Annotated in this window: 15 protein-coding genes; 5 read left to right on the top strand and 10 right to left on the bottom strand. The window is 73.6% G+C overall.

Annotation, left to right across the window (positions count from 1 at the left end):
* Position 1: 1 nt before the first annotated feature.
* The 6 genes from FY030_RS00980 to FY030_RS01005 all read right to left on the bottom strand — a co-directional run bounded on the left by FY030_RS00980 (position 2) and on the right by FY030_RS01005 (position 10,110).
* On the bottom strand, positions 2 to 739 hold the full coding sequence (locus FY030_RS00980; protein ID WP_158059882.1) for an ABC transporter ATP-binding protein: 738 nt from the start codon (positions 737 to 739) through the stop codon (positions 2 to 4).
* Positions 739 to 1,836 carry an ABC transporter ATP-binding protein gene (locus FY030_RS00985; protein ID WP_158059883.1) on the bottom strand — a complete coding sequence of 366 codons (1,098 nt, stop codon included), beginning with the start codon at positions 1,834 to 1,836 and terminating at the stop codon, positions 739 to 741. The genes FY030_RS00980 and FY030_RS00985 overlap by 1 nt, the downstream gene beginning before the upstream one ends.
* A gap of 2 nt (positions 1,837 to 1,838) precedes the next feature.
* Entirely contained in the window at positions 1,839 to 4,697 is a 2,859-nt protein-coding gene (locus tag FY030_RS00990) for an ABC transporter permease (RefSeq protein WP_158059884.1), read from the bottom strand.
* The gene (locus tag FY030_RS00995) at positions 4,697 to 8,065 is read right to left on the bottom strand and encodes an FtsX-like permease family protein (protein WP_158059885.1); all 3,369 of its coding nucleotides are present in this window, start codon (positions 8,063 to 8,065) and stop codon (positions 4,697 to 4,699) included. The genes FY030_RS00990 and FY030_RS00995 overlap by 1 nt, the downstream gene beginning before the upstream one ends.
* A 315-nt stretch (positions 8,066 to 8,380) precedes the next feature.
* Positions 8,381 to 8,857: a hydroxyphenylacetyl-CoA thioesterase PaaI gene (paaI, locus tag FY030_RS01000; protein ID WP_238348495.1), complete on the bottom strand. Its 477-nt coding sequence runs from the start codon at positions 8,855 to 8,857 to the stop codon at positions 8,381 to 8,383.
* On the bottom strand, positions 8,854 to 10,110 hold the full coding sequence (locus FY030_RS01005; RefSeq protein ID WP_238348496.1) for a 3-hydroxyacyl-CoA dehydrogenase NAD-binding domain-containing protein: 1,257 nt from the start codon (positions 10,108 to 10,110) through the stop codon (positions 8,854 to 8,856). Before FY030_RS01005 ends, paaI begins: the two co-directional genes overlap by 4 nt.
* Before the next feature lie 139 nt (positions 10,111 to 10,249).
* On the opposite strand from FY030_RS01005, the gene paaN reads away from it, so the two are divergent.
* Positions 10,250 to 11,965, top strand: a complete 1,716-nt coding sequence (gene paaN / locus FY030_RS01010) for a phenylacetic acid degradation protein PaaN (RefSeq protein WP_158059887.1) — start codon at positions 10,250 to 10,252, stop codon at positions 11,963 to 11,965.
* Positions 11,962 to 12,741: an NUDIX hydrolase gene (locus FY030_RS01015; RefSeq protein WP_238348497.1), complete on the top strand. Its 780-nt coding sequence runs from the start codon at positions 11,962 to 11,964 to the stop codon at positions 12,739 to 12,741. The genes paaN and FY030_RS01015 overlap by 4 nt, the downstream gene beginning before the upstream one ends.
* 13 nt (positions 12,742 to 12,754) lie before the next feature.
* Here FY030_RS01015 and deoD read toward each other — a convergent pair whose 3' ends face one another.
* A complete protein-coding gene (deoD, locus tag FY030_RS01020) occupies positions 12,755 to 13,474 on the bottom strand; it encodes a purine-nucleoside phosphorylase (RefSeq protein WP_158059888.1) in 720 nt (239 codons plus the stop codon).
* A gap of 125 nt (positions 13,475 to 13,599) precedes the next feature.
* Between deoD and FY030_RS01025 the strand changes: the two genes are divergently transcribed.
* Both FY030_RS01025 and FY030_RS01030 read left to right on the top strand, forming a co-directional pair.
* Positions 13,600 to 15,501 carry a glycosyltransferase family 2 protein gene (locus FY030_RS01025; RefSeq protein WP_158059889.1) on the top strand — a complete coding sequence of 634 codons (1,902 nt, stop codon included), beginning with the start codon at positions 13,600 to 13,602 and terminating at the stop codon, positions 15,499 to 15,501.
* Positions 15,498 to 16,715, top strand: coding sequence for a phosphotransferase (locus FY030_RS01030; RefSeq protein WP_158059890.1), 1,218 nt, complete (start codon positions 15,498 to 15,500; stop codon positions 16,713 to 16,715). The genes FY030_RS01025 and FY030_RS01030 overlap by 4 nt, the downstream gene beginning before the upstream one ends.
* Here the strand turns inward: FY030_RS01030 and FY030_RS01035 are convergent.
* Complete coding sequence (locus tag FY030_RS01035) at positions 16,699 to 17,853, bottom strand: PQQ-dependent sugar dehydrogenase (RefSeq protein ID WP_158059891.1); 1,155 nt, start codon at positions 17,851 to 17,853, stop codon at positions 16,699 to 16,701. The two genes, FY030_RS01030 and FY030_RS01035, sit on opposite strands and share 17 nt — an antisense overlap.
* Positions 17,854 to 17,928: 75 nt before the next feature.
* Here FY030_RS01035 and FY030_RS01040 point away from each other — a divergent pair, with 75 nt between their 5' ends.
* On the top strand, positions 17,929 to 18,465 hold the full coding sequence (locus FY030_RS01040; protein WP_158059892.1) for an NADPH-dependent FMN reductase: 537 nt from the start codon (positions 17,929 to 17,931) through the stop codon (positions 18,463 to 18,465).
* 21 nt (positions 18,466 to 18,486) lie between these two features.
* Here FY030_RS01040 and FY030_RS01045 read toward each other — a convergent pair whose 3' ends face one another.
* Positions 18,487 to 19,305: a crotonase/enoyl-CoA hydratase family protein gene (locus FY030_RS01045; RefSeq protein ID WP_238348498.1), complete on the bottom strand. Its 819-nt coding sequence runs from the start codon at positions 19,303 to 19,305 to the stop codon at positions 18,487 to 18,489.
* 62 nt (positions 19,306 to 19,367) lie between these two features.
* Positions 19,368 to 20,639 carry a glucose-1-phosphate adenylyltransferase family protein gene (locus tag FY030_RS01050; protein WP_202879737.1) on the bottom strand — a complete coding sequence of 424 codons (1,272 nt, stop codon included), beginning with the start codon at positions 20,637 to 20,639 and terminating at the stop codon, positions 19,368 to 19,370.
* Positions 20,640 to 20,668 lie beyond the last annotated feature (29 nt).

Raw genomic sequence — 20,668 nt, forward strand, 5'->3', positions numbered from 1 at the left:
CTCAGCGGTCGGCGTCGGGGGCGACTCGCCTGCCGTCCTGCAGCTGCACCACCTGGTCGGCCCGACCCATCAGGACCGGATCGTGGGTGGAGACGACCGAGGCGATCTGCTGCTCGTGCGTCACCCGCGCCAGCAGGTCCATGACGAGCGCGCCGGTCTCGGAGTCCAGTTGCCCAGTCGGCTCGTCGGCGATGAGGATGTCCGGCCGCGAGACCAAGGCCCGGGCGATGCCGACCCGCTGCTGCTGACCGCCAGAGAGCTCGTACGGCCGCTGCTTCGCGTGCCGCTCCAGCCCCACCATGGCCAGCGCCTGCTCGACCCGCTCGGTCCGCTCGCCGACCGCGACCTTCTGCAGCCGCAGCGGCACCTCCACGTTCTCGGCGGCGGACAGGACCGGCACCAGCCCGAAGCTCTGGAAGACGTAACCGATCCGCTGCCGCCGCACGGCAAGCACCTCCTTCTCGGCCAGCTCGGAAAGCACCCGCCCGTCGTCGAGCAGCACCCGCCCCGCACTCGGCCGGTCCAGCCCGCCGAGCAGGTTGAGCAGCGTGGTCTTGCCCGATCCCGACGGGCCCCGCACGACCGTGATCGCCCCCGCGGGCACCTCGATGTCGACCCCGTCCAGCGCGTGCACCTCGGTCGCGCCGCTGCCGAAGGTGCGACGCAGCCCTTGGCCGACCAGCACCGCGCTGCTCCGCGTGAGCGACGCCTCGTCCGGGTATGCCGTCCGCTTGCCCATCACCGCTCCTCGTCCTGTGTCGCCGCAGATATCTCGCGCTGCATCGTCTCGTCCGCCTCGCCCTGTGCCGGGACAGGCTCGTCCCCGCTCCGCCGCTCGTGCTCGTCGTCGGGCCAGACCTGCACGTGCTCGGTCTCCTTCTCGATCCGGACCCGGTCGCGCAACCCGAGCGCCTCGACGTGGGCCTTGGGCAGCTGGATGCGGCCGGCGCGGTCGATGACGGTGTACTCCTTGGCGATCTGCCGCACCGTGCCGTCGGCGTCGGTCACGACATACCGCAGCACCTCGGTGGAGGTGCGGCCGTCACGGATGGCGACCGTGCGCCGCACGTGGTCGGAGACCGTCGGGTCGTGGGTGACCACGAGGACGGTAGTGCCCAGCTCGCCCGCGGCCTGGCGCATCGTGTCCAGCACCTGCGCGGAGGAGGCGTCGTCCAGCTCGCCGGTGGGTTCGTCGGCGAGCAGCACCGCGGGGGTGTTGGCCAGCGCCGTGGCGATCGCCACCCGCTGCTGCTGACCACCGGACAGCTCGGCCGGCCGGCGTGCCCCGAGGTCGCCGATACCGAGCAGGCCCAGCAGCTCCCCGACGCGGGCCGCCCGCTCGGCACGGCCGCTGATGACCATGGGCAGCGCGATGTTCTCGGCGGCGGTGAGGAAGGGCAGCAGGTTGCGGGAGGTCTGCTGCCAGACGAAGCCGACGGTGTGCCGCTGGTAGTCCACCCGCTGCGCCCGGCTCATCGTCAGCAGGTCCACCCCGGCGACCCGGGCCCGGCCGCCGGTGGGCTTGTCCAGGCCCGACAGGATGCCCAGCAGGGTCGACTTGCCCGAGCCGGAGGCGCCGACGAGCGCGACGACGTCGCCGGCGTCCACCACCAGGTTCAGCCCCTGCAGGGCCTGCACCTCGACCCCCTCGGTGGAGTAGATGCGGACCAGGTCCTCGCACCAGATGACAGGCTGGCTGGAAAACTGGTCGCCACGGGCCGCGAGTGCCTCGGCCGCCGGTGCCTGCCTTGGGGGAGCCTTGGATGCCTGAGCCGCACGCTCCTCCTGCCGGGTCCTTGCGGCATCGGTGGTCGTGTCGTCTGGGACGGTGGCCATGGTTATCTCTCTTCCCCGACGCGCAGTGCCTGCGCGAGGTTGGTGCGGCCGGCGAGCCAGGCGCTGACGGCGATGGCGATCAGGACTGTGAGGACGACGGCACCCAGCACGAGGGCCAGCAGCACCGGGTCCAGGAGGAGCGCCGGCTGGGCCGGGCCTCCGGTGAGGCCGGTGAGGTCCAGCCCGCGCAGCAGCACCCAGGGGATGGTGAGACCGAGCAACCCCCCGACGACGGTGGAGACGACGAGCAGCGGCGCCAGCTCCCAGGCGGTGAGGGCACGGGTCTGCGCGGGCGCCAGCCCCAGGGTGCGCAGGACCGCGAGCAGTCGGGCTCGAGCGGCGGAGCCCATCAGCTGCACCACGACGACGGCCAGCACGGTGAGCAGGCCGGAGATGATGGTGGCGCCGACGAAGAGCCGGGTCAGCCCTTCGGTCACCGGGGCCTGCGTGAACGACCTCAGCTGCTCGGCCACCGTGGTCCGCACCCCGGAGCGCTCACCCATGGTGTGCTCGACCCCGGCCGCGACCTGGTCGGCGTCGGCGCCGTCGGCCAGACCGATGAGGATGATGTTGGCCAGCGGGCCGCTGCTCCCGGTGGCCTCCCAGACGGCGCGGTCCACGACGACGCCACCGGCGTGTGCGGCTCCCGGCAGCTCAGGCAGGTGCGCCACCACCTCGACGTCACCGACCCGGGACAGGGTGAGCCCCTCGCTCACGTCGTCGTCCGCACTCAGGCTGCGCAGGGTCGCGATGGGGGCCCGGCCGTCGGCACCAGCGGCGAAGAGCTCCGCCGGTAGCAGGTCGACCGGGGCGTCGGCCTGCACCCGCTGCACCGCCTCGTCGACCAGCCAGACGCGCGCCGCTCGACGGTTGCCATCTGCGTCGAGTCTGGCGGTCTGCCCGCTGTCCGCGATGCCACCGACCGCGGCGACCCCGTCCACCTGCTCCAGTCGCTCGCGCAGGTCGTCGGTCAACGGCGGCCCGGTCACCCGGATCGCGGCGCCGTTGTTCTCCCACGCCGCCACCTCGGCCCCCCGCGTCACGGTGGAGAGCAGGACTGCGCTGACCAGGGCGATGGCGGTCCCGAGCACCACGGCCAGCGCGGGGACCAGCCCGCCGGCGGGGTCGCGCAGAGCCCGCGCGGCCCCCAGGAACGGGGTCAGCGACCGTCGCCCGCGCAGGGCACGGGTCAGCGCGGCAAGGGGAAGTGGGTAGAGGCGCAGCGTGATCACGCAGGCCGCCAGGGCCAGCAGCACCGGCGTGGCCGCCGCGAGCAGGTCGACGCCGCTCGCGGCGGCGTCGTCACCCCGGGCGCCGCGGTCCAGGAGCCGCCAGGTCGACAGCGCGGCGAGGCCGACCAGGGCGAGCTCGACCACCCACCGCCACCGGCTGCTGCTGCGCCCGCTGAGGTCGGTGCGTCGCTGGAGCAGGGAGGCGTCGTCGAGCGAGGCGGCCAGGGTCACCGACGGGACCAGCGCGACCACCGCGGTCACCGCCCACCGCCACCACGGGGTGGAGCCGGGCAGGAGCAGCGTCGCGCCCAGGTGGCCCAGGACAGCCGCGGGTATGCCGAGCACCAGCCCCTCCAGGGCCACCAGCGTGCGCAGCTGGGTGGGTGCGGCACCGCGGGCGAGCGCCATCGCCAGGGCGGGCCGCCGGCGGTGGACGACCAGCCTCGCCCCCAGCGCCGCCACGGCCAGCGCGACCCCCAGGGGGCCGGCGGCGACGACCGCGATCAAGGAGCTGGTCGCGCGCTGCTGCGCCGCGATCCGGTCCAGGGTGGGGGCCAGGTCGGCGGAGAAGACCGGGATCTGGTCGGGGCCGTCCCACACCTCGGCGGCGGGCACCAGGACCTGCTGCTGGGCCATCAGGGTGGTGAGCTGGGTGCGGAGGGTCGCCACCTCGTCGCTGCGACCGGTGATCCCGGTCGGGTCGATGGGGTACCACAGGCGCATGTCGACCGTCGCCGGCTGCCCGAGGGCGCCGCGGTTCTGCGGGGACAGGAACGCCGCCGCGAACCCTGAGGTGCCGGCGTCCGGGTCCGGGATGATCCCCAGCCGGTCGGCCGCCGTGACGTGCTGCCAGCGCGGGTCGTCCGGGTTGCTGACCCGGTAGGTGCCGGAGAGCAGCACGGTCTCGCCGTTGACGTCCTCGATGACGTCACCGACCTCGAGGAGCAGCCGGTCGGCCGCGTCCTGGGAGAGCATGACCTCCGGCACGTCGTCGCCGGTCTCCCGCTCGCCCTCCTCGCGACCCGGCCCCGGGGAGACGCCACTGAAGCTCTCGCGGTCCCGGTAGGTCAGCGCCGGCCAGTCGCCGTCGACCAGTTCCACGTGCGAGGTCAGGTCCGGGTCGACGGTGAGGGTGAAGGTCGCGGAGACGAAGTCGCTCTCCACCTGTGGGACCCAGCTGAAAGGGCGGTTCAGCTCGGCCACCATCTGCGCCGGGTCCAGCACGTCCCGCAGTGGCGGTGGCTGCTCGACCCGGATCCGGTCGGCGCCGGCGCGGAACGGTCCCCACGGGTCCTGGACCAGCTCCTCGTGCTCCTCCTCGCCGAGCCCGACCAGGTCGGGTGCCCACACCTGGAAACTGGGGACCTCCACCGTCCGGTTCCACGTCCCGACGACGTCGCGCTGCGCCGCCGAGAGACTGGTGACGTCCTGGACCAGCTGCCGGGACTGGACGTCGCTCAGCGCACGCGGGACCGCCGTCAGGAGCAGGGCGACCAGACCGATCAGCAGCGCCAACCCGAGGGAGACCCAGGGGTCGGCGGTGAACTGCCGGCCGCCGAGTCGACCTGCGGTCAGGCCGCCTGAACCGCGCCGTCCGGTGCGGCGGGAGGGGGCGGAATGCCGGCCCATCAACGCACCTCCTCACGGTACTCGTGGTCCAGGGCCTGGTCGCGGACCCGGCGGGTGAGGACCACGCTGAGCAGGCCCAGCACCACCGCGCCGGAGGCGAGGAGGACCGCCCACGGCCCGGCCTCGAGCCGCAGGACGGCCGGCAGCTGCACCCGCCCGGGCTGGGTCGTGGAGGAGGCCAGCTCGGGCACCACCAGGGCACTGACCAACCAGCCGGCAGCCAGGCCGAGCAGCACGGCGACCAGGACCACCCCGGCCAGCTCGGCGGCGCGGGAGCGCGCCTGGGCGCCGGGCTCCATACCCAGGGCGCGCAGCACAGCGACCTCGGGTCGGCGGCCGGACACCAGGGTGGCCACGACCGCTGCGATGCCGGTGAGGGCCAGCAGCACTGCACCGGCGGAGGCGACCCAGAAGACCAGGCGGGCGGCGCTGGTCGCGTCGGTGACGGTGACGCTATCCGGGCCGGTGACCGCGCGCAGCTCGGGCTGCTCACGCAGCACGGCTACGGCGTCCTCCGCCGGGACCGCCGGGGTGGCCCACACCTGGCTCGGCCAGGGCAGGCTGGCCTGGGTGGTGGCGAGCAGGGTGCCCAGGGCGGTGCTGTCGACCAGGGCGGCCTGCGGCTGGGCCCGGCCGGGGACGGCGGGCACCAGGTCGGTGAGCACAGCCGGGCGGCGCTGACCGGACATGGTCAGCTCGAGGGTGTCGCCGACGGTCAGACCGGCCGCCGCGGCCGCGTCGGGGGTCAGGGCGACGGGCACGCGGGGGCCGCTGGTGGCTGCATCCTCCTCGGTGTCCGAGACCCCCCCACCCGGAACGACGCCACCCAGGTTCGGAGGCCGGACGTACTCCGCGCCGGGTGCGATGGTCAGTCGCGTGCCCTCCGTCGGGTCCTCCGTCATGGAATGGTGGCTTTGGAGGGTCCAGGTGGCGCCGTCCGTGTCGAGCACAGGCTCGACCGACACATGGTTGGACTCGAAGGTGGTCCACCAGCTGCCGTCGTCCTGGACCTCGACCAGCTGCCGGAGGAAGGGTCCCTCCTCAAGGTTGGCGGCGCGCTCGGCGAGGTCATCGGCGGCCTGGTCGGGCGTCATCGCGTCCCGGGAGCCCCAGGCCGCGGCGGTGTCGGCCAGGAGGTCTTGGCTGCCGCCCTCCAGGCGTAGCCGGACCTCGTTCTGGAGGTACCAGTCGACCGCGCCCATTCCGAAGTGGGATTGCTGCGATCCCAACAGCACGACCTCGATCGCCTCGATCGTGACGCCGCGGCCCGGCCGGAGGGCGAAGTGGACCGTGTCGCTCGCTGAGGTGCTGTCCACGGTGATGTCGGTCAGCTCGTCCTCGTCCAGGGTCATTTCCAGGCCCGGGACGACGACCGGCGTTCCCGGCACCATGCTGGCGACGCCCGTGGCGGTATCCCGGACGAGCAGCCGGATCTCGACCCCGGTGGGCTCAGACAGACTCGCGGCCGTCTGCTCCAGCTCCTGCACCGTCATCTCCCGGGGGTCGAGCTCGTCCTCGCGCGACAGGTCCGCCGAGGTCAGCGCCTCGACGAACTGCTCGTTGGAGGCCTGGAGGCTCTCCAGGTAGGCGACCCCCCACGGGTCCAGCTCACGGTCAACCGCCAGCTCGACGGTGAGCGTCTCGACGCCCTCCGGCACCTCGATGGCACCGGCGACTGGCATCTCGCCGCCGTCCTCGGACCGCAGCTGGTCGAGCCCGGTCGGGACCAGCGAGCGGTGGCCGGCCAGCCGGTTGGCCACGGCGTCCAGGCCACGGGTATCTGCCGCGGTGAGCGGGACGACGAGGTCGCCTACGCGGGCGTTCTCGTCCAGCCAGACCAGCGTGGCCTCGTCGATCTCGGTCAGGGAGGTCAGGTCCATCGGCGGGGGCGGCATGATGCCCGGCTCGATGGTGGCCGGGGGCCGGGTCATGTCTGCCCGCAGGGGAGCGCCCTCGGTGACGTTGGCGAGGTCATCGCGCAGCTGGGCGGAGGTCCCGGCGTAGAGGGCGGCCATCGTGGTGGCGCCGATGGCGAGCACGGTGAGGACGACGGGCACGGCATACACGGTCAGGTGGCGGGACACCTGCGCGGAGGCGAGGTGGCTGCCCGCCGAGCGCGAGCGCCGGGTCGCCAGCTCGACGGCGCGGGAGAGCGGGCCGAGCAGCGCGGCGGCGACCACGGCGGCCGCCGCCAGCAGCAGCGCGGGGGCGGCCCCAGCGACGAGGTCAGTGGTCAACGTCCCGTCGGGACGGCGGACCAGGGGGGAACCAGCCCGGTCCAACTGCCACCAGGCCACGCCGGCCGCGGCGAGCACGAGCACGAGCGTGGCCAGCGCAGTCGCGGCCCGAGCCCGGCCGGACCGGTCGCCGACCGCCTGACCGCCGGCTAGGCGCCCGGCCTGCAGCGAGGCGACCGCGGCCAGGACGAGCAGCACCCCGGCCAGGGTCACCAGGGCGACGGTGAGCACGGTCCCTGCGACGAGGTCACCGCCCGGGACGAGCTGCATCACGCCCGACGCGGCTGCGGCGCCCAGTCCGGCACCGAGCACAGCGACGGCCGAGGACTCCAGGAGGCCGGTCAGCAGGACCTGGTGACGGGCTGCGCCGCGGGCCACCAGCAGCTGGACCTGACCCTCGCGGGTGGTGGTGAGCAGCCGGGCCAGCTGGACCACGGCCAGGCCGGTGACGAGGACGAGCACCGAGAGCGGGACCACGCCCAGGGCGCGCGCGGTGGCCAGGTTGCTGGCCGCGGTGGCCGCGGTCGGTGCGAGGTCGCCCTCGACGGTCAGCCCGCGCACGCCGACGCCGTCGACGTCACGCAGCGCGTTGCGCAGGCTCTCGGCGCCAGACGCGAGCACGGACAGATCCTCGGGGGAGATCTCCGCGGCGTCGGGGCGCACCGACCAGCGCACGAAGGGGGCACCGATGTCCCTGGCCAGGGCCTCGTCGACGATGAGCGGGCCGTGGTCGTCGTCCACCTGGCCGGTGCGGGCCAGGTCGTCTCCGAACCAGTACGGGTCCTGCGGGTCGACGGGCTCCCACGTCGCGCTCAGCTCGACTTCCTGCCCCTCCACGACCACGACATCGCCGACGGTGAGCCCCCAGGCCTGCGCGGCGCCCACGTGCAGCGCACCCGAGCCCTGCTCGGGGACGTCCCTGCCCGCCGGGCTGGGCCAGGCGCCGTCCACGACCGCGACCAGGTCCCTGACCCGTGAGCCTTCTCCGTCCAGAGCGAGGTCAGGCCCGCCGAGGAGCACCACCCGGCCGGCCAGCGGCTCCCCGTCGAGCTCCGCCGGCCGCGGCTCGGTGACCACCGTCCGGCCGACGTCGACGGGGGCGGGGGCGAAGGCGCCGACGATGGCCTGCAAGGCCAGGGTGTCCTGCTCCTCGGGGTCTCGGCGAGCCGCGTCTGCACCTGGACCCCGGTCTCGGTGGGCTCTCCGGAGCTCAGGGCGCCCCGCGCGGCGGTGGTTGCCGCGGCCTGCGAGTAGCCGACCGTCCCGGCGATGATCGCCGTGGTGACGGTCACCAGGGCCAGGAGGGTCAGCAGCAGCCCCGAGGCGGCCCGGGCGCGCGCGAGGGCGAAGCCGAGCCACGTCATGCGGGGGATCTTAGGTAGGCACCGGTCTCGGGACAACACCCCAGGCAGGCCGTGATGCCATCGTGATGGGGACCGCCCGCGCCTATCGCGGGGGCAGCGACCGGCTGCGCCCGCGGAACTCAGCGATGACAGCCCCGTCGCTCTCACGCGTGATGGTCACGTCGGTGACCCCGCTGCGGCCGTACCTCACCCGCTCTCGGGCCTCCGCGACGAGGACGTCCCCGAGCCGGCTAGGGGCGACGAAGGTGATGTCGGCGCCGGCCGCGACGGTGAGCTGCCCGGTCGCGTTGCAGGCCAGGGCGAAGGTGGAGTCAGCCAGGGTGAAGAGGTAGCCGCCGTGGGCGATGTCGTGCCCGTTGACCATGGCTTGGCCGACCTCCATCCGGGTCCGGGCGTGGCCGAGAGGGGTAGGGCCGCCAGCCTCGATGCCGAGCTCGAGCACCTCGATGCCGAGCGCGCGGGACGCCTCGTCTGCGGACCACATGTCCCGCACGTGGGGGAGGTCAGGCCAGGGTCGTTGGTGCGCCTGGGGCAGCTGACCGGGATCGGTCTCGCTCACAGCGCCTCGCTGCGCCGGTAGCGACCGCCGGGGTAGTGGGCGTCGAGCTCGGTCAACACCGAACGCACGGTGCCCGCGCCCAGCTCCTCGAGCCACTCGAACGGGCCCTTGGGGTAGTTGGTGCCCAGGCGCATCGCGGTGTCGACGTCCTCCGCAGTAGCCTCCGCGCGGTGGACGAGGTCGACGCCCTCGTTCACGAGCATCGCCAGGGTGCGCGCCACCGGGTCCTGGTGCACCGGGCCGCCCACGAGACGCTGCGCGAGCTGCTCGTCGGGCGCGGCGTCGGTAGCGGAGCCGTCCTCGGCGTAGGTGAAGACGCCGCGTCCGGTCTTGCGGCCCAGGCGACCCTCCCGCACCAGGGCGCGTTGCCAGTCGGTGGGGGCATAGCGGGGATCCTCACCTGTCTGGCGCCATACCGACTCTCCGACCGCGAGGTTGACGTCCTGCCCGATGAGGTCGGTCAGCTCGAAGGGGCCCATCCGGAAGCCCGCCCTCCGCAGGGCCAGGTCGAGCGTGGCCGGGTCGGCGATCCCCTCCTCGACCATGCGCTGCGCCTCGCCGTAGAAAGGTCGGGCCACCCGGTTGACGATGAAGCCGGGCGTCGAGGTGCACCGCACAGGGGTCTTGCCCCAACGCCGCATCAACTCGCCGGCCGCGTCCAGCACCTGCCCGTCCGTGGCCGAGCCGGAGATCACCTCGACCAGGCGCATCAACGGCGGCGGGTTGAAGAAGTGCAGCCCCAGCACCTGCCCTGGCCGGGCCAGCGCGGGGGAGGTCCCGCCGTAGGACGCGGCGTCGTGACCGGTGTGCGCCTCCTGCACCATCGCGTCGATGGACAGACTGGAGGTGTTGGTGGCCAGCACCGTCGTGGCCGGCTGGGCGCTCTCCAGCTGCCGGAAGATCGCCCGCTTGACGTCCAGGTGCTCCACGACCGCCTCCACGACCAGTGCCACTGCAGGCACGGTCGACATGTCGCTGGCGGTATGCGGCCTCACCCGGCCCAGCACGTCCCTCGCCTGGGCGGCTTCGAGCCGACCCTTGGCGACCAACCGGTCGAGGGTCGCACCCAGCCGCTCGACGGCCCGGTCGGCCGCGTCGGGCTGAGCGTCGACGAGGACCACCGGGTGCCCGGCCTGTGCCGCAACCTGGGCGATGCCGCTGCCCATCGCCCCGGCCCCGATCACGGCGACCGGGACGTCGCCGGGGTGCTGCAGGAGTACATGGTCGAGCGGCGTGCCGGACTGCGCTGTCATGACCGTCATCCTGCCAGGGCCGACGAGCGCCCCGAGGAGGCAGCATCTGTGTGCACAGCTGCAGACGCGTAGCCCCTTCCACACGCAGGTGCGCCCCCGGCGTCTCGCGAGGGTCCGGGCACCGGATTACGCTGGGTGCATGCTCGACACCGCAACGGCGCAGCCGACGACGCACCCCCTGCTGGAGACCCACCGCGCGACTCTGGAGGAGGCGGCGCAGGCGCTGCGGAAGCGGAGCTACTACAGCCGCTACCCGGAGTCGCCCAGCCCTCGGGTCTACGGGGAGAACGCACCCCAGGACGGGCAGGCCGCGCACGAGACCACCCTCAACAAGGACTACACCGCGCTGCAGGACCAGCCCGGGACCGGTGAGAGTGTCGGCGACGAGAAGTCGCCGTACGGCCCGACCCTGGGCGTCCGCTACCCGCAGCTCGCCGTGGACGCGGCCATGGAGGCTGCCCTCGCCGCGATGCCCGCCTGGCGCGATGCTGGCGCCGAGGTGCGCGCGGCGGTCTGCGTGGAGATCATCGACCGGATCAACCAGCGCTCGCACGAGATGGCGCACGCGGTGATGCACACCAGCGGGCAGCCGTTCGTGATGTCCTTCCAGGCCGGCGGACCGCATGCGCAGGACCGCGCGCTCGAGGCGGTCGTGGCCGCCCTGGAGGAGCAGCGCCGCATCCCCTCCTCCGTCACCTGGGAGAAGCCGGCCAAGGGCGAGCCGATCCGGATGCAGAAGGACTACCGCCTCGTCCCCCGCGGTGTCGCGCTGGTGATCTGCAGCAACACTTTCCCCACCTGGAACGCCTACCCGGGCATCTTCGCCAGCCTGGCCACCGGCAACCCGGTCGTCGTCAAGCCGCACCCGCGAGCGATCTTGCCGCTAGCTCTCACCGTCCAGATCGCCCGCGAGACCCTGGCCGAGGCGGGCTTCGGCCAGGCCCTGGTGCAGCTGGCCCCCGAGGGTGACGGTGGCACCCTGGCCAAGGACCTCGCGCTGCACCCGGCGGTGAGGATCATCGACTACACCGGTGGCCCCGGTTTCGGCAACTGGCTGGAGACCGAGGCGGGCGCCCAGGGCAAGCTGGTCTACACCGAGAAGGCCGGCCTGAACACTGTCGTGGTCGACTCCACCGACGACCTTCAAGGGATGCTGGGCAACCTGGCGTTCTCCTTCTCCCTCTACTCGGGTCAGATGTGCACCGCCCCGCAGAACGTCTACGTGCCGGCGAACGGCGTGGACACCGACCAGGGCCACCTGTCCGCGGAGGAGTTCACCGCCCGGCTGGGTGAGGCGATCTCCCGGTTCAACGCCGACGACGCCCGGGCCGTGGAGATCCTGGGGGCCACGGTCAACGACGAGGTTCGCGCCCGGGCCAGCGACGTGCCGGCGCTCGCGCAGAGCCTTGGCGGCGCGGTGGCGCTGGACTCCCGTCCGGTGATCCACCCGTCCTACCCCGACGCCGTGATCCGTACCCCCGCGCTCATCAGCGTCGACGCCGACAATCTCGGGGCCTACACCCAGGAGTGCTTCGGCCCGGTCGCCTTCGTGATCACCACGGAGGGCACCGCGGACTCTCTGCAGCGCTTCGCCGGGACGGTCCGCGAGCACGGCGGGATGACCGCGGCGGTCTACTCCACCGACGAGGAGACCCTCGACCAGGCCCGCGAGGCGGCCGCGGACGCCGGGGTCGCCCTGTCCGAGAACCTCACGGGGCAGGTCTTCGTCAACCAGACCGCGGCCTTCTCCGACCTGCACGGCACCGGTGCCAACCCGGCAGCCAACGCCGCATACTCCGACGCGGCCTTCGTCGCCAACCGGTTCCGGGTCATCACTAGCCGCCGGCACGTGTGACCAGCATCCAGGCTGCGGCGGGCGACGGCGTGGCGCAGCTGGTGGGGCTCGACCTGCTGCCGGCGGACGAGCGGGCAGCGGTCACGATCCTGGACGGCCTGGTCGAGCGAGCCTTCGCCGCCGGTAGTCACCGGGTGGAGGCCGAGGTCCTCACGACCGACCCGGCGCTGCAGCGGGTGCTGCGCCGCGTGGGGCTGCGTCCGGAGGGGACGGCACGCGGACGAGCGGCGGGCGCGGACGGCATACCCGTGGACGTGGTCCGGATGGGCCGGCTGCGCGACGATCCCCAGCCGGGGGAGCCGGGTGCATTCCTCGGGATGCTCAACGCCACCCTGCCCCGCAAGCGGGTCATCGTGCAGGGCGTCGCCGACGACGGGGCAGGGCGGTTCCTGCTCTGCGAGCTGACCTACAAGGCGCACTGGGACCTGCCCGGCGGGGTCGCGGAGCCGGCAGAGTCCCCGGTGACCAGCCTGGAGCGCGAGCTGCGCGAGGAGCTGGGGCTGGACCTGCCCGTCGGCGAGCTGGTCGCGGTGGACTGGCTGCCGCCCTACCGGCAGTGGGAGGACGCGGTGCTGCTGGTCTTCGACCTGGGCAGTGTCCCCGACCTGGTCGAGCGGGCCGTGTTGCAGCCCAGCGAGCTGCGCGCCGTGCACTGGACCCGCCCGGAGCAGGCCGCCGACCACGTCGCCCCCTACGTGGCCCGCCTGCTCGACGCCCTGGCCGACCGGCCCCCCGGCCACTGCCTGTTCCTGGAGGACGGGCTGCTTCGCAGCTGAGGGCGTCGCCAGACTACTCGGGCAGGGGGGTGGCCAGGGCGGCGTCCAGGGCGATGGTGACCATGTCCGCGAAGGTCTGCTCGCGTTCCTGCGCCGAGGTCTCCTCCCCGGTGACGATGTGGTCGGAGACGGTGCACACCGCCAGCGCCTGCCGGCCGTAGCGCGCGGCGAGGGTGTAGATCTCAGCGGCCTCCATCTCCACCGCGACGACGCCGTACTCAACCACCTGCTGGGTCAGCTCGGGCCGGGGGTGGTAGAAACTGTCGGAGCTGAAGACCGTGCCGACCAGGTGCGGGGCCTGAGCCTCCTCGGCGGCCCGGGCGGCGGCGCGCAGCAGCCCGAAGTCGGCCACGGCCGGGTACTGGTAGCTCTGGAAGCGCAGCGCGTTCATCGAGCTGTCGGTCGCGGCGGCCTGCGCCAGGACCACGTCACGGACCTTGAGGCGCTCGGTGAGCGCCCCGCAGGAGCCGACGCGGACCAGCTGCTGCACGTCATACTCGCGGATCAGTTCGTTGACGTAGATCGACGCCGACGGCTGCCCCATCCCGGTGCCCTGGACCGAGACCCGCTCGCCGCGGTAGGTGCCGGTGTAGCCCAGCATGCCGCGCACCTGCGAGTAGCACTCGCCGCCCTCGAGGAAGTTCTCGGCGATCCAGCGGGCCCGCAGCGGGTCGCCGGGCAGGAGGATGCGGGGGGCGATCTGGCCGGGCTGGGCGGCGATGTGGGTGCTCACGCAGCACAGCGTATGCCGTGCCGATGCCGGTGCTTCCCATCATCCTCACCTTCGTGACATGGTCTCTGCTCCGTGAGATGTTGTGCTGGGCGTCACCGCCGCAGCGTTCGAGGAGGAGCGAGCAGATGAGCACGACCAGCGTGGTCCGCACTGTCGGCGGCGCACTGCTCGCCGCAGGTGAGGCCCCACTGGCCGAGGAGGCGCTGCGGCTGCGGGCCCTGGCGCTGCGCAGCCGCCACGACACGGTCGTCGACGCGTTGGCGCGGCGGGCGGGCAGCCCCGTCCCCTCTTCCGCGCTCGTGGCTCGGCTCGCCACCGGCGTGCCGGTCCCGGCCACCCTGATCACTCCGGACGCCCTGCCGGCGACCCTGGCGCTCGCGACAGCCCTGGTCGGTATGCAGCGCAGCGAGGCCGAGCTGCAGGCCGGGGTGGACCTGTTCGAGGCCGTGCTGACCGGGCACGGGCCACGGGCGTTGAGCAGCCACGACCAGCGCCACCTCGCCCAGGGCGCCTTCCTCGCCGGCCGGCACGACCTGGTCGAGCACGCCCTCGGGGTGCTCCCCCGACTCACCGACGCTGTCGCCTCGGGGCTGCGGGCCGACTTGGCCAACCCAGTCGTCGCCGGGCCCGGCGTGCGGGCGCACCCGGAGTGGGAGCAGCTCTTCGGAGCCCGCTTCGTGGCGCGCGAGCTGGCGCCCCCGCAGGTCGACCCGGGCCAGGCCTGCCTTTTCGACGGCCTGCACCTGTCACCGTCCCGGTCCGTCGACGGCCCCCTGGTCAGCGTCGTCGTCCCGGCCTACCGACCCGACGAGGGACTGATCACCTCGGTCCGCTCGATCCTGGCCCAGAGCTACGGGCACCTCGAGGTGCTTCTCGTCGACGACTGCTCCGGGCCGGCCTACGACGAGCTGTTCGCCCGCGCGGAGTCGCTCGACGAGCGGGTCCGGCTCGTCCGGCAGGAGCGAAACGGTGGCTCCTACCTGGCCCGCAACGCCGCCCTGACCCAGGCGCGGGGCGAGCTGGTGACGACCCAGGACGCCGACGACTGGAGCCACCCGGAGCGGATCGCGGCGCAGGTGGCGCTGATGGCGCACTACCCCGAGGCCCCCGCGAGCCGCAGCGCGGCCATCCGGTGCCGCCCCGACCTGACCCGCCAGTGGTTCGGCTACAGCCCCGAGCGGATGAACGCCAGCGCGCTGATGGTCCGGCGGGAGGCGCTGGACCAGGTCGGCGGCTACGACCAGATCCGCAAGGGGGCCGACTCCGAGATGTACGAGCGGCTGAAGCTGCTCGGCGAGGTCGTCGACGTCGCCGAGCCCCTGGCGGTCACCCGGCTGGCGGCGGGGTCCCTGTCCCGGGCCGACTTCAGCTTCGGCCGGCACAGCCCGGACCGCGTGCTCTTTCGCAGCGCCTTCCGCGACTGGCACCGGCGACTCGCCCAGGACGGTGACGCGCATGCGCTCGCCGGCCACCGAGACGGGCAGGAGCCCTACCCGGTGCCCCGCTCCTTCGTCCGGGACCTGCCGCACGCGGCGCCCGCGTCCGAGCACCTGCCCGTCGTGCTGCTGGCCGACCTGGCCGACCCAGTGCCGGTGGGGATGGCCCTGGAGCAGCTCACCGCGGGCTCCGAGGACCGGCTGGGGGTGCTCGGGCGGGAAGACCTGAGCCGCGCAGGCGTCGAGGGGCCGTCGTGGGACCCGTTGCTGCTGGCGGCGGTGCGGGAGGGTCGGGTGGAGGTCCTGGTGGACGGCGACGTCGTGCACGCGGACACTCTGGTGGCGCTGGAGCCGTCCCTGCTGGCCCTGCCTGCCCTGCCCCTGCCGGCGCTGAGCGTCGACCGGGTGCTGCTGGCCGCCGTCCCGCCGGGGCCGACCGAGCCGGTGCGCGACCTCGAGGCCGCCGCCGCCACCGTGCGGGAGCGTTGGGGGGTGGCTCCGGTCTGGGTCGCCCGGGACGCGGCCGACCAGCGAGCTTGGGCAGGCGAAGGGTGGCAGTTGCCGTTGCTGGCCACGGAGCTGCGGCCGTGAGCTCACAGGCGCCGCGCGCCCGCCGCGGCCCTGCGCTGCCGCCATCCGTACGTCGCCGGTTGGCCCCGGCGCGCAGGGTCATTTCGGGGGTGGCGGCCAGGTTCGCGACCTGGATGGACCCGGGGCAGGCCTCGTCAGGCTCCGGGCCGCCCGTGGTCGAGGACCGCCTGGCCGCGGCGTTGGACATCGTCGCCCAGATCGAGGCCAGCGCGGAGGTGCTGCCGGAGGCGTCCGGCCCGGTGCGGCTGTGGGGGCGGGGTCGGGTGGCACGCCGCCCCCAGGTGCACCCGGCGGTGGCCGGGCTCATCCCCCGCCCCGAGCGTCAGGGCTGGGAGGCAGACAACCCGGAGGTCCGCGAGCTGTGGTCCACGACCGCGGCGGACCTGGTGGTCATGGCGAAGTTCGACGTGCACGAGCGGACCAAGCTGCGCGCGGCCTATGGCGAGGAGGGCCTGACCCTCGCCGTCCAGCCGAAAAGCCCCACCGGGGTGGACGGCATCGCCCGGATCGTCCGGGCCCACGAGGTGGTCTCCCAGCACGCGCCGCACCTGATGACCGACGTCCTGGGCTACGGCCGGCTGCCCAGCGGCCTGCCCTTCGTCGTGGAGCGCTGGCTGGAGGGCCAGCCGCTCGGCACCTCGACCGAGTTGACCGCCGCCGCCCCGGAGATCTTGGCCGGGCTCTCGGCCGTCCACCGGGGGCACGGCTTCACCCGGGTGCGGCTCTCCGAGCACTGGGCGCCGCTGGCGGACCGGTGGGCGCAGACCCGGACCATTGGCCTGATCCCCGACGGCCTCGGCGGATGGGTGGAACGGCTCATCGCCCGGGACGCGACCATGCGCCACTCCTGGGTGCACGGCGACCTGGTCGCCTCCAACGTCATCCGGACCGGGGAGCGGCTGGTGCTCATCGACTGGGAGCACTCCCAGCAGGCCCCGATCATGAACGACGCGGCCAAGCTGCACCTGTTCGTCGCGGACCCGGCGCAGCTGCTGGGTGCGGTGCTCGATGTCTTCGACGACACCGGCGAGCGAGGGCCCGGCGAGGCCGGCGCCTACTCCCCGGTGGAGGAGCTGGCCCTGGCCCACGCGCAGCTGATCAGCCACTACCCGCGACGCAGCGCCCAGCTCGTGGGCCACCCAAGAGCGGGGGCCTACGACAAGCAGGTCCGACGCCAGGTGGAGCGGCTGGCCGAGGTCAAGGACGCGGGGTGACCCGGAGCAGCTGGTCGTCCTCACCGTTGCTCGTGGTCACCCACAGGGCCCCGTCGTCGGCCAGCGTGAGCGATCGCAGGCGGCCGTGGTCGCCGTCCAGCTCGGCGATCCTGGTCTCGCCGACGACCGCGTCCCCCTCCAGCATCAGCACGGTGATCCCGGACCCCTTGAGCTCGGCCACCGCCAGCGCCCCCTCCCACCCGCCCCAGGCGGAGCCCTGCAGGAAGACCGCGCCGGCCAGCGCGCGCGTGGGCCGGCCCGTGCTCCAGACCGCCTCCACCGCGTCCGGGAAGGTGTCAAGGTCGGTCATGGGGACACGCTCGTCGTAACCCGGCCCCGGGTCCCACCCGTAGTTCCCGCCTGGCACCACCAGGTTCACCTCGTCATCGACGTCCGGGCCGTGCTCGGCCGACCACACCTGTTCGGTCCCCGGCCGGGCCGCGAGGCCCTGGACGTTGCGATGTCCGTAGGTGAAGACCCTAGGGTCCGCCCCCTCGACGAAAGGAGCGTCGGGCAGCGGCTCGCCCGCGAGGTTCACGGCGAGGACCTTGCCGCCGAGGGAGTCCAGCGCTTGCGGGGTGCTCTCGTCGGCAGCGTCCCCGGTGCCCACGTAGAGGGTCCCGTCCACGAGCAGCAGCCGGCAGCCGCTGTGCCGGCCGGAGGTGATCGGCATGCCCTCCACCAGCACCTCCTCCACCGCCGCCGAGGTCAGGTCCTCCACGAGGGCGACCCGGGCAACCCGCACGTCCCGCGGCCTGCCGGCCGACTCGGTGGCGTAGCAGGCCAGCAGCGAGCCTTCGTCCTCGACCGCCAGGCCCATGAGCCCGGCCTCGCTGCCGGTGAAGAAGCCGGGCAGATCCAGCGCCACCTCCCGGGGCGGACCGTCCTGCGGTATGGCGACCAGCCGGCCCCCGCGCTCGCCCACCAGCGCTGTGCCGTCCGGCAGCAGCCCGACATCCCAGGGCAGGGTGAGGCGGTCGGCGACGACCTCCACGTCGAGCTCCGGCGCGGTGGCGGCCTGGTCCGAGACACCGGCCGCTGGGTCCGGCGCGGGGGTGCCGGCCCCAGGCGCGTCCGGGGCACACGCCACCAGCAGGGCCGCGAACGAGGTAGCCAGAACCGGGCGGATGTGGCGCATGTGCCCACCGTAGAAGAGGCGGGCGCAGGGCGCGCCGGATTGGGCGATTAGTGACGCATCACCTATCATGGCGGGATGAGTATGCGTATCGGTGTCGTCATCAGCTCCACCCGTTCCACCCGCATCGGTGACAAGGTCGCCGCCTGGGTCGCTCAGCAGGCGCCTGAGGGCGTGGAGGCGCAGCTGGTCGACCTACGCGAGGTCGACCTGCCGTTCATGGACGAGCCGGCCAAGCCCGCGATGGGGGACTACGTCCACGAGACCACCAAGGCCTGGGGTGAGATGGTCTCCGGCTTCGACGCGATGATCTTCGTGGTCGCCGAGTACAACGGCGGCTACACCGCCCAGCTCAAGAACGCCGTCGACACCCTCTTCGCCGAGTGGAACGACCTGCCGATCGGCGTGGTCGGCTACGGCTACGGCGGGGCGGCCCGCGCGGTCGCCGCCCTCGAGCCGGTGCTGGCCACGGTCAAGGCCGTGCGGGTGCCGGGCCCGGGGCTGCTCATCGGCCAGCACCTGTCTCCAGAGGGCGAGTTCCTGCAGGCCGCACCCGCCGACGAGATGCGCGCCCTCTTCGAAGCCGTCCGGGCGCAGGCCCCCGCCCTCGTCTGAGCCGGCTGCCTCCAGCCCGGCTCAGCGGCCGGGCAGCCCCCGGCGGTCCATCCGGGCGAGCAGGGCCAGCTGGGCCCGGCGTTCCCGGGCGAAGGCGCGTCGCGGGGAGGAGGTCCGGGCCGCGGTGAGCAGCCGCTTCCCGGCGGCCACGGCTCTGGGGTCGTTGGCGAGGATCGGCGCCAGCAGGTCCATGGCGCCCGCGACCGGGTCGTCGGCGACGCGGGTGACCAGCCCCAGCCTGGCGGCCTCGTCACCGCGCAGCACCCGAGCGCTGAGCGTCAGCTCCTGCGCGACGTCGAGACCGACCAGCTCGCTGAGCGAGCGGGTGCCGCTCATGTCGGACGTCAGGCCCCAGTGGGTCTCCCGCACCGACCAGCGGGCGTCCGGCGTGCTCACCCGCAGGTCGGCGCCCAGGGCCAGCTGCAGGCCGGCGCCAAGACAGTGCCCGTGCACGGCCGCGACGACAGGGACGGGCAGTCTGCGCCACGCCCAGCAGGCCTCCTGGAAGACGTTGGTCCCGCGCCAGGGTCGGGGCACGAACCGGCGCGCGATCCCCACCGGGTCCTTAAGCGCACGCCCCAGGTCCAGCCCGGCGCAGAACGCCTCGCCCTGCCCGGAGAGGATCACGGCCCGGACGGTCGGGTCGCGGCGGACCATCCGGGCGGTGCCGATCAGGGAGTCGAGCATCCCCATCGTGAGGGCGTTGAGCTTGTCCGGGCGGTCGAGATGCACGTGCACGACCTCCCCGACGCGGTCGATCATCAGGGTGCCCTCGGGATGCGGAGGGGGCCAGTCCGCCGGCCTACGGGGTGGACCTGAGGGGTGCGTGCTGGGCGGCATACCGCCACCTTGCCACCCAGCCCACCAGGCCCGCTTCCTCCCGGACCCCCGCGCGCCGCACCTCAGGCCGTGGTGCCCGGCTCCAGCCGGGCACCGGCCTCGACCGCTATGCCCCTCCCGATCCGGCAGTCCTGCCCGACCAGCACGATCAACTCGTCGGACAGCCGGGTTCCGGCTGGTCTCCGCCCGACGGTTGCGTCCCGCCCCACGACCGTCCCCCGGTCAAGGACCGAGGTGTGCACCCGGGCCCCGGCCTCGACCCTGACGTCGGAAAGCAGGACGCTGTCCTCCACAACAGCCCCCGCCTCGACCTGCACGTGGGGACCCAGCACGGAGCGGACGACCCGTCCGCGCACGTCGGCACCCGGCCCGATCATCGAGTCCTCGACCTCGGCGCCGGCACGGACCCGGGCCGGAGGTGCGACCGGCGTCGGTCCCAAGACAGGGCGGGCCGGCTGGTCAAAGACATCGACCCGCCCGGCCAGCAAGTCCCGGTGCGCCTGCAGGTAGGCCTGCGGGCGGCCGACGTCCTTCCAGTAACCGGTGATCGGCTCGGCCCACACCTTGCCCCGCTCGACGAGGGCGGGCACCAGCAGGCTGCCGAAGTCGCCGAGACCGGTGTCGTCGGCGTCGGCCCCGCCCTCACGGCCCTGGTCGGTGCCGCCGCTGGACGCTAGCCCACGGTGAAGCTGCTCGAGCTCACCCAGCAGCACGTCCGGGTCGTAGAGGAAGATCTCGGTCGCGACGGTGCCGACCGAGGTCCGGCCCGGCTTGTCCTGGACCTGCCGCACCCGCCCGTCGGCGTCTGCGTGCACGACCATGTTGTGCGCGGCCTCCTGCACCCCGACCTCGGCGGTGACCAGCGTGCACTCCGCGCCACGCTCAAGGTGCCGGGCGAGGACCGGCTGCAGGTCGAGGTTGAAGACGTGGTCGGAGGAGAGCACGAGGAGCACGTCGGGGGCGGAGACGCGCACGTCCTCGCGCAGACGGTAGAGGTTGTCGGCGTTGCCGTGGCTGAACCCCTCGACGTGCGCCGGTCCTGAACCTTGCTCGGGCGTGATCCGGCGGAAGCCGCCCCGGGTCCGGTCCAGGTCCCAGGGGCGGCCGCCGGCGAGATAGGCGTCCAGCGAACTGGACTGGTACTGCACGCTGACCCACACGTCGGCGATGCCGGAGGTGGCCAGCGAGGAGAGCGGGAAGTCGATCAGGGCATGCGTCGCGGCGAAGGGCAGGGCCGGCTTGGCCCGCTCGCGGGTGAGCACGTCCAGCCGGCTGCCCTGTCCGCCGGCCTGGACGATCGCCAGCGCCTGCAGCCCAGTGGGCAAGGTGGTCACGGACCGACGCTACTCCTCTGACCGCCCCT

Source organism: Ornithinimicrobium pratense (genome assembly GCF_008843165.1).
Taxonomy (GTDB): Bacteria; Actinomycetota; Actinomycetes; order Actinomycetales; family Dermatophilaceae; genus Ornithinicoccus; species Ornithinicoccus pratensis.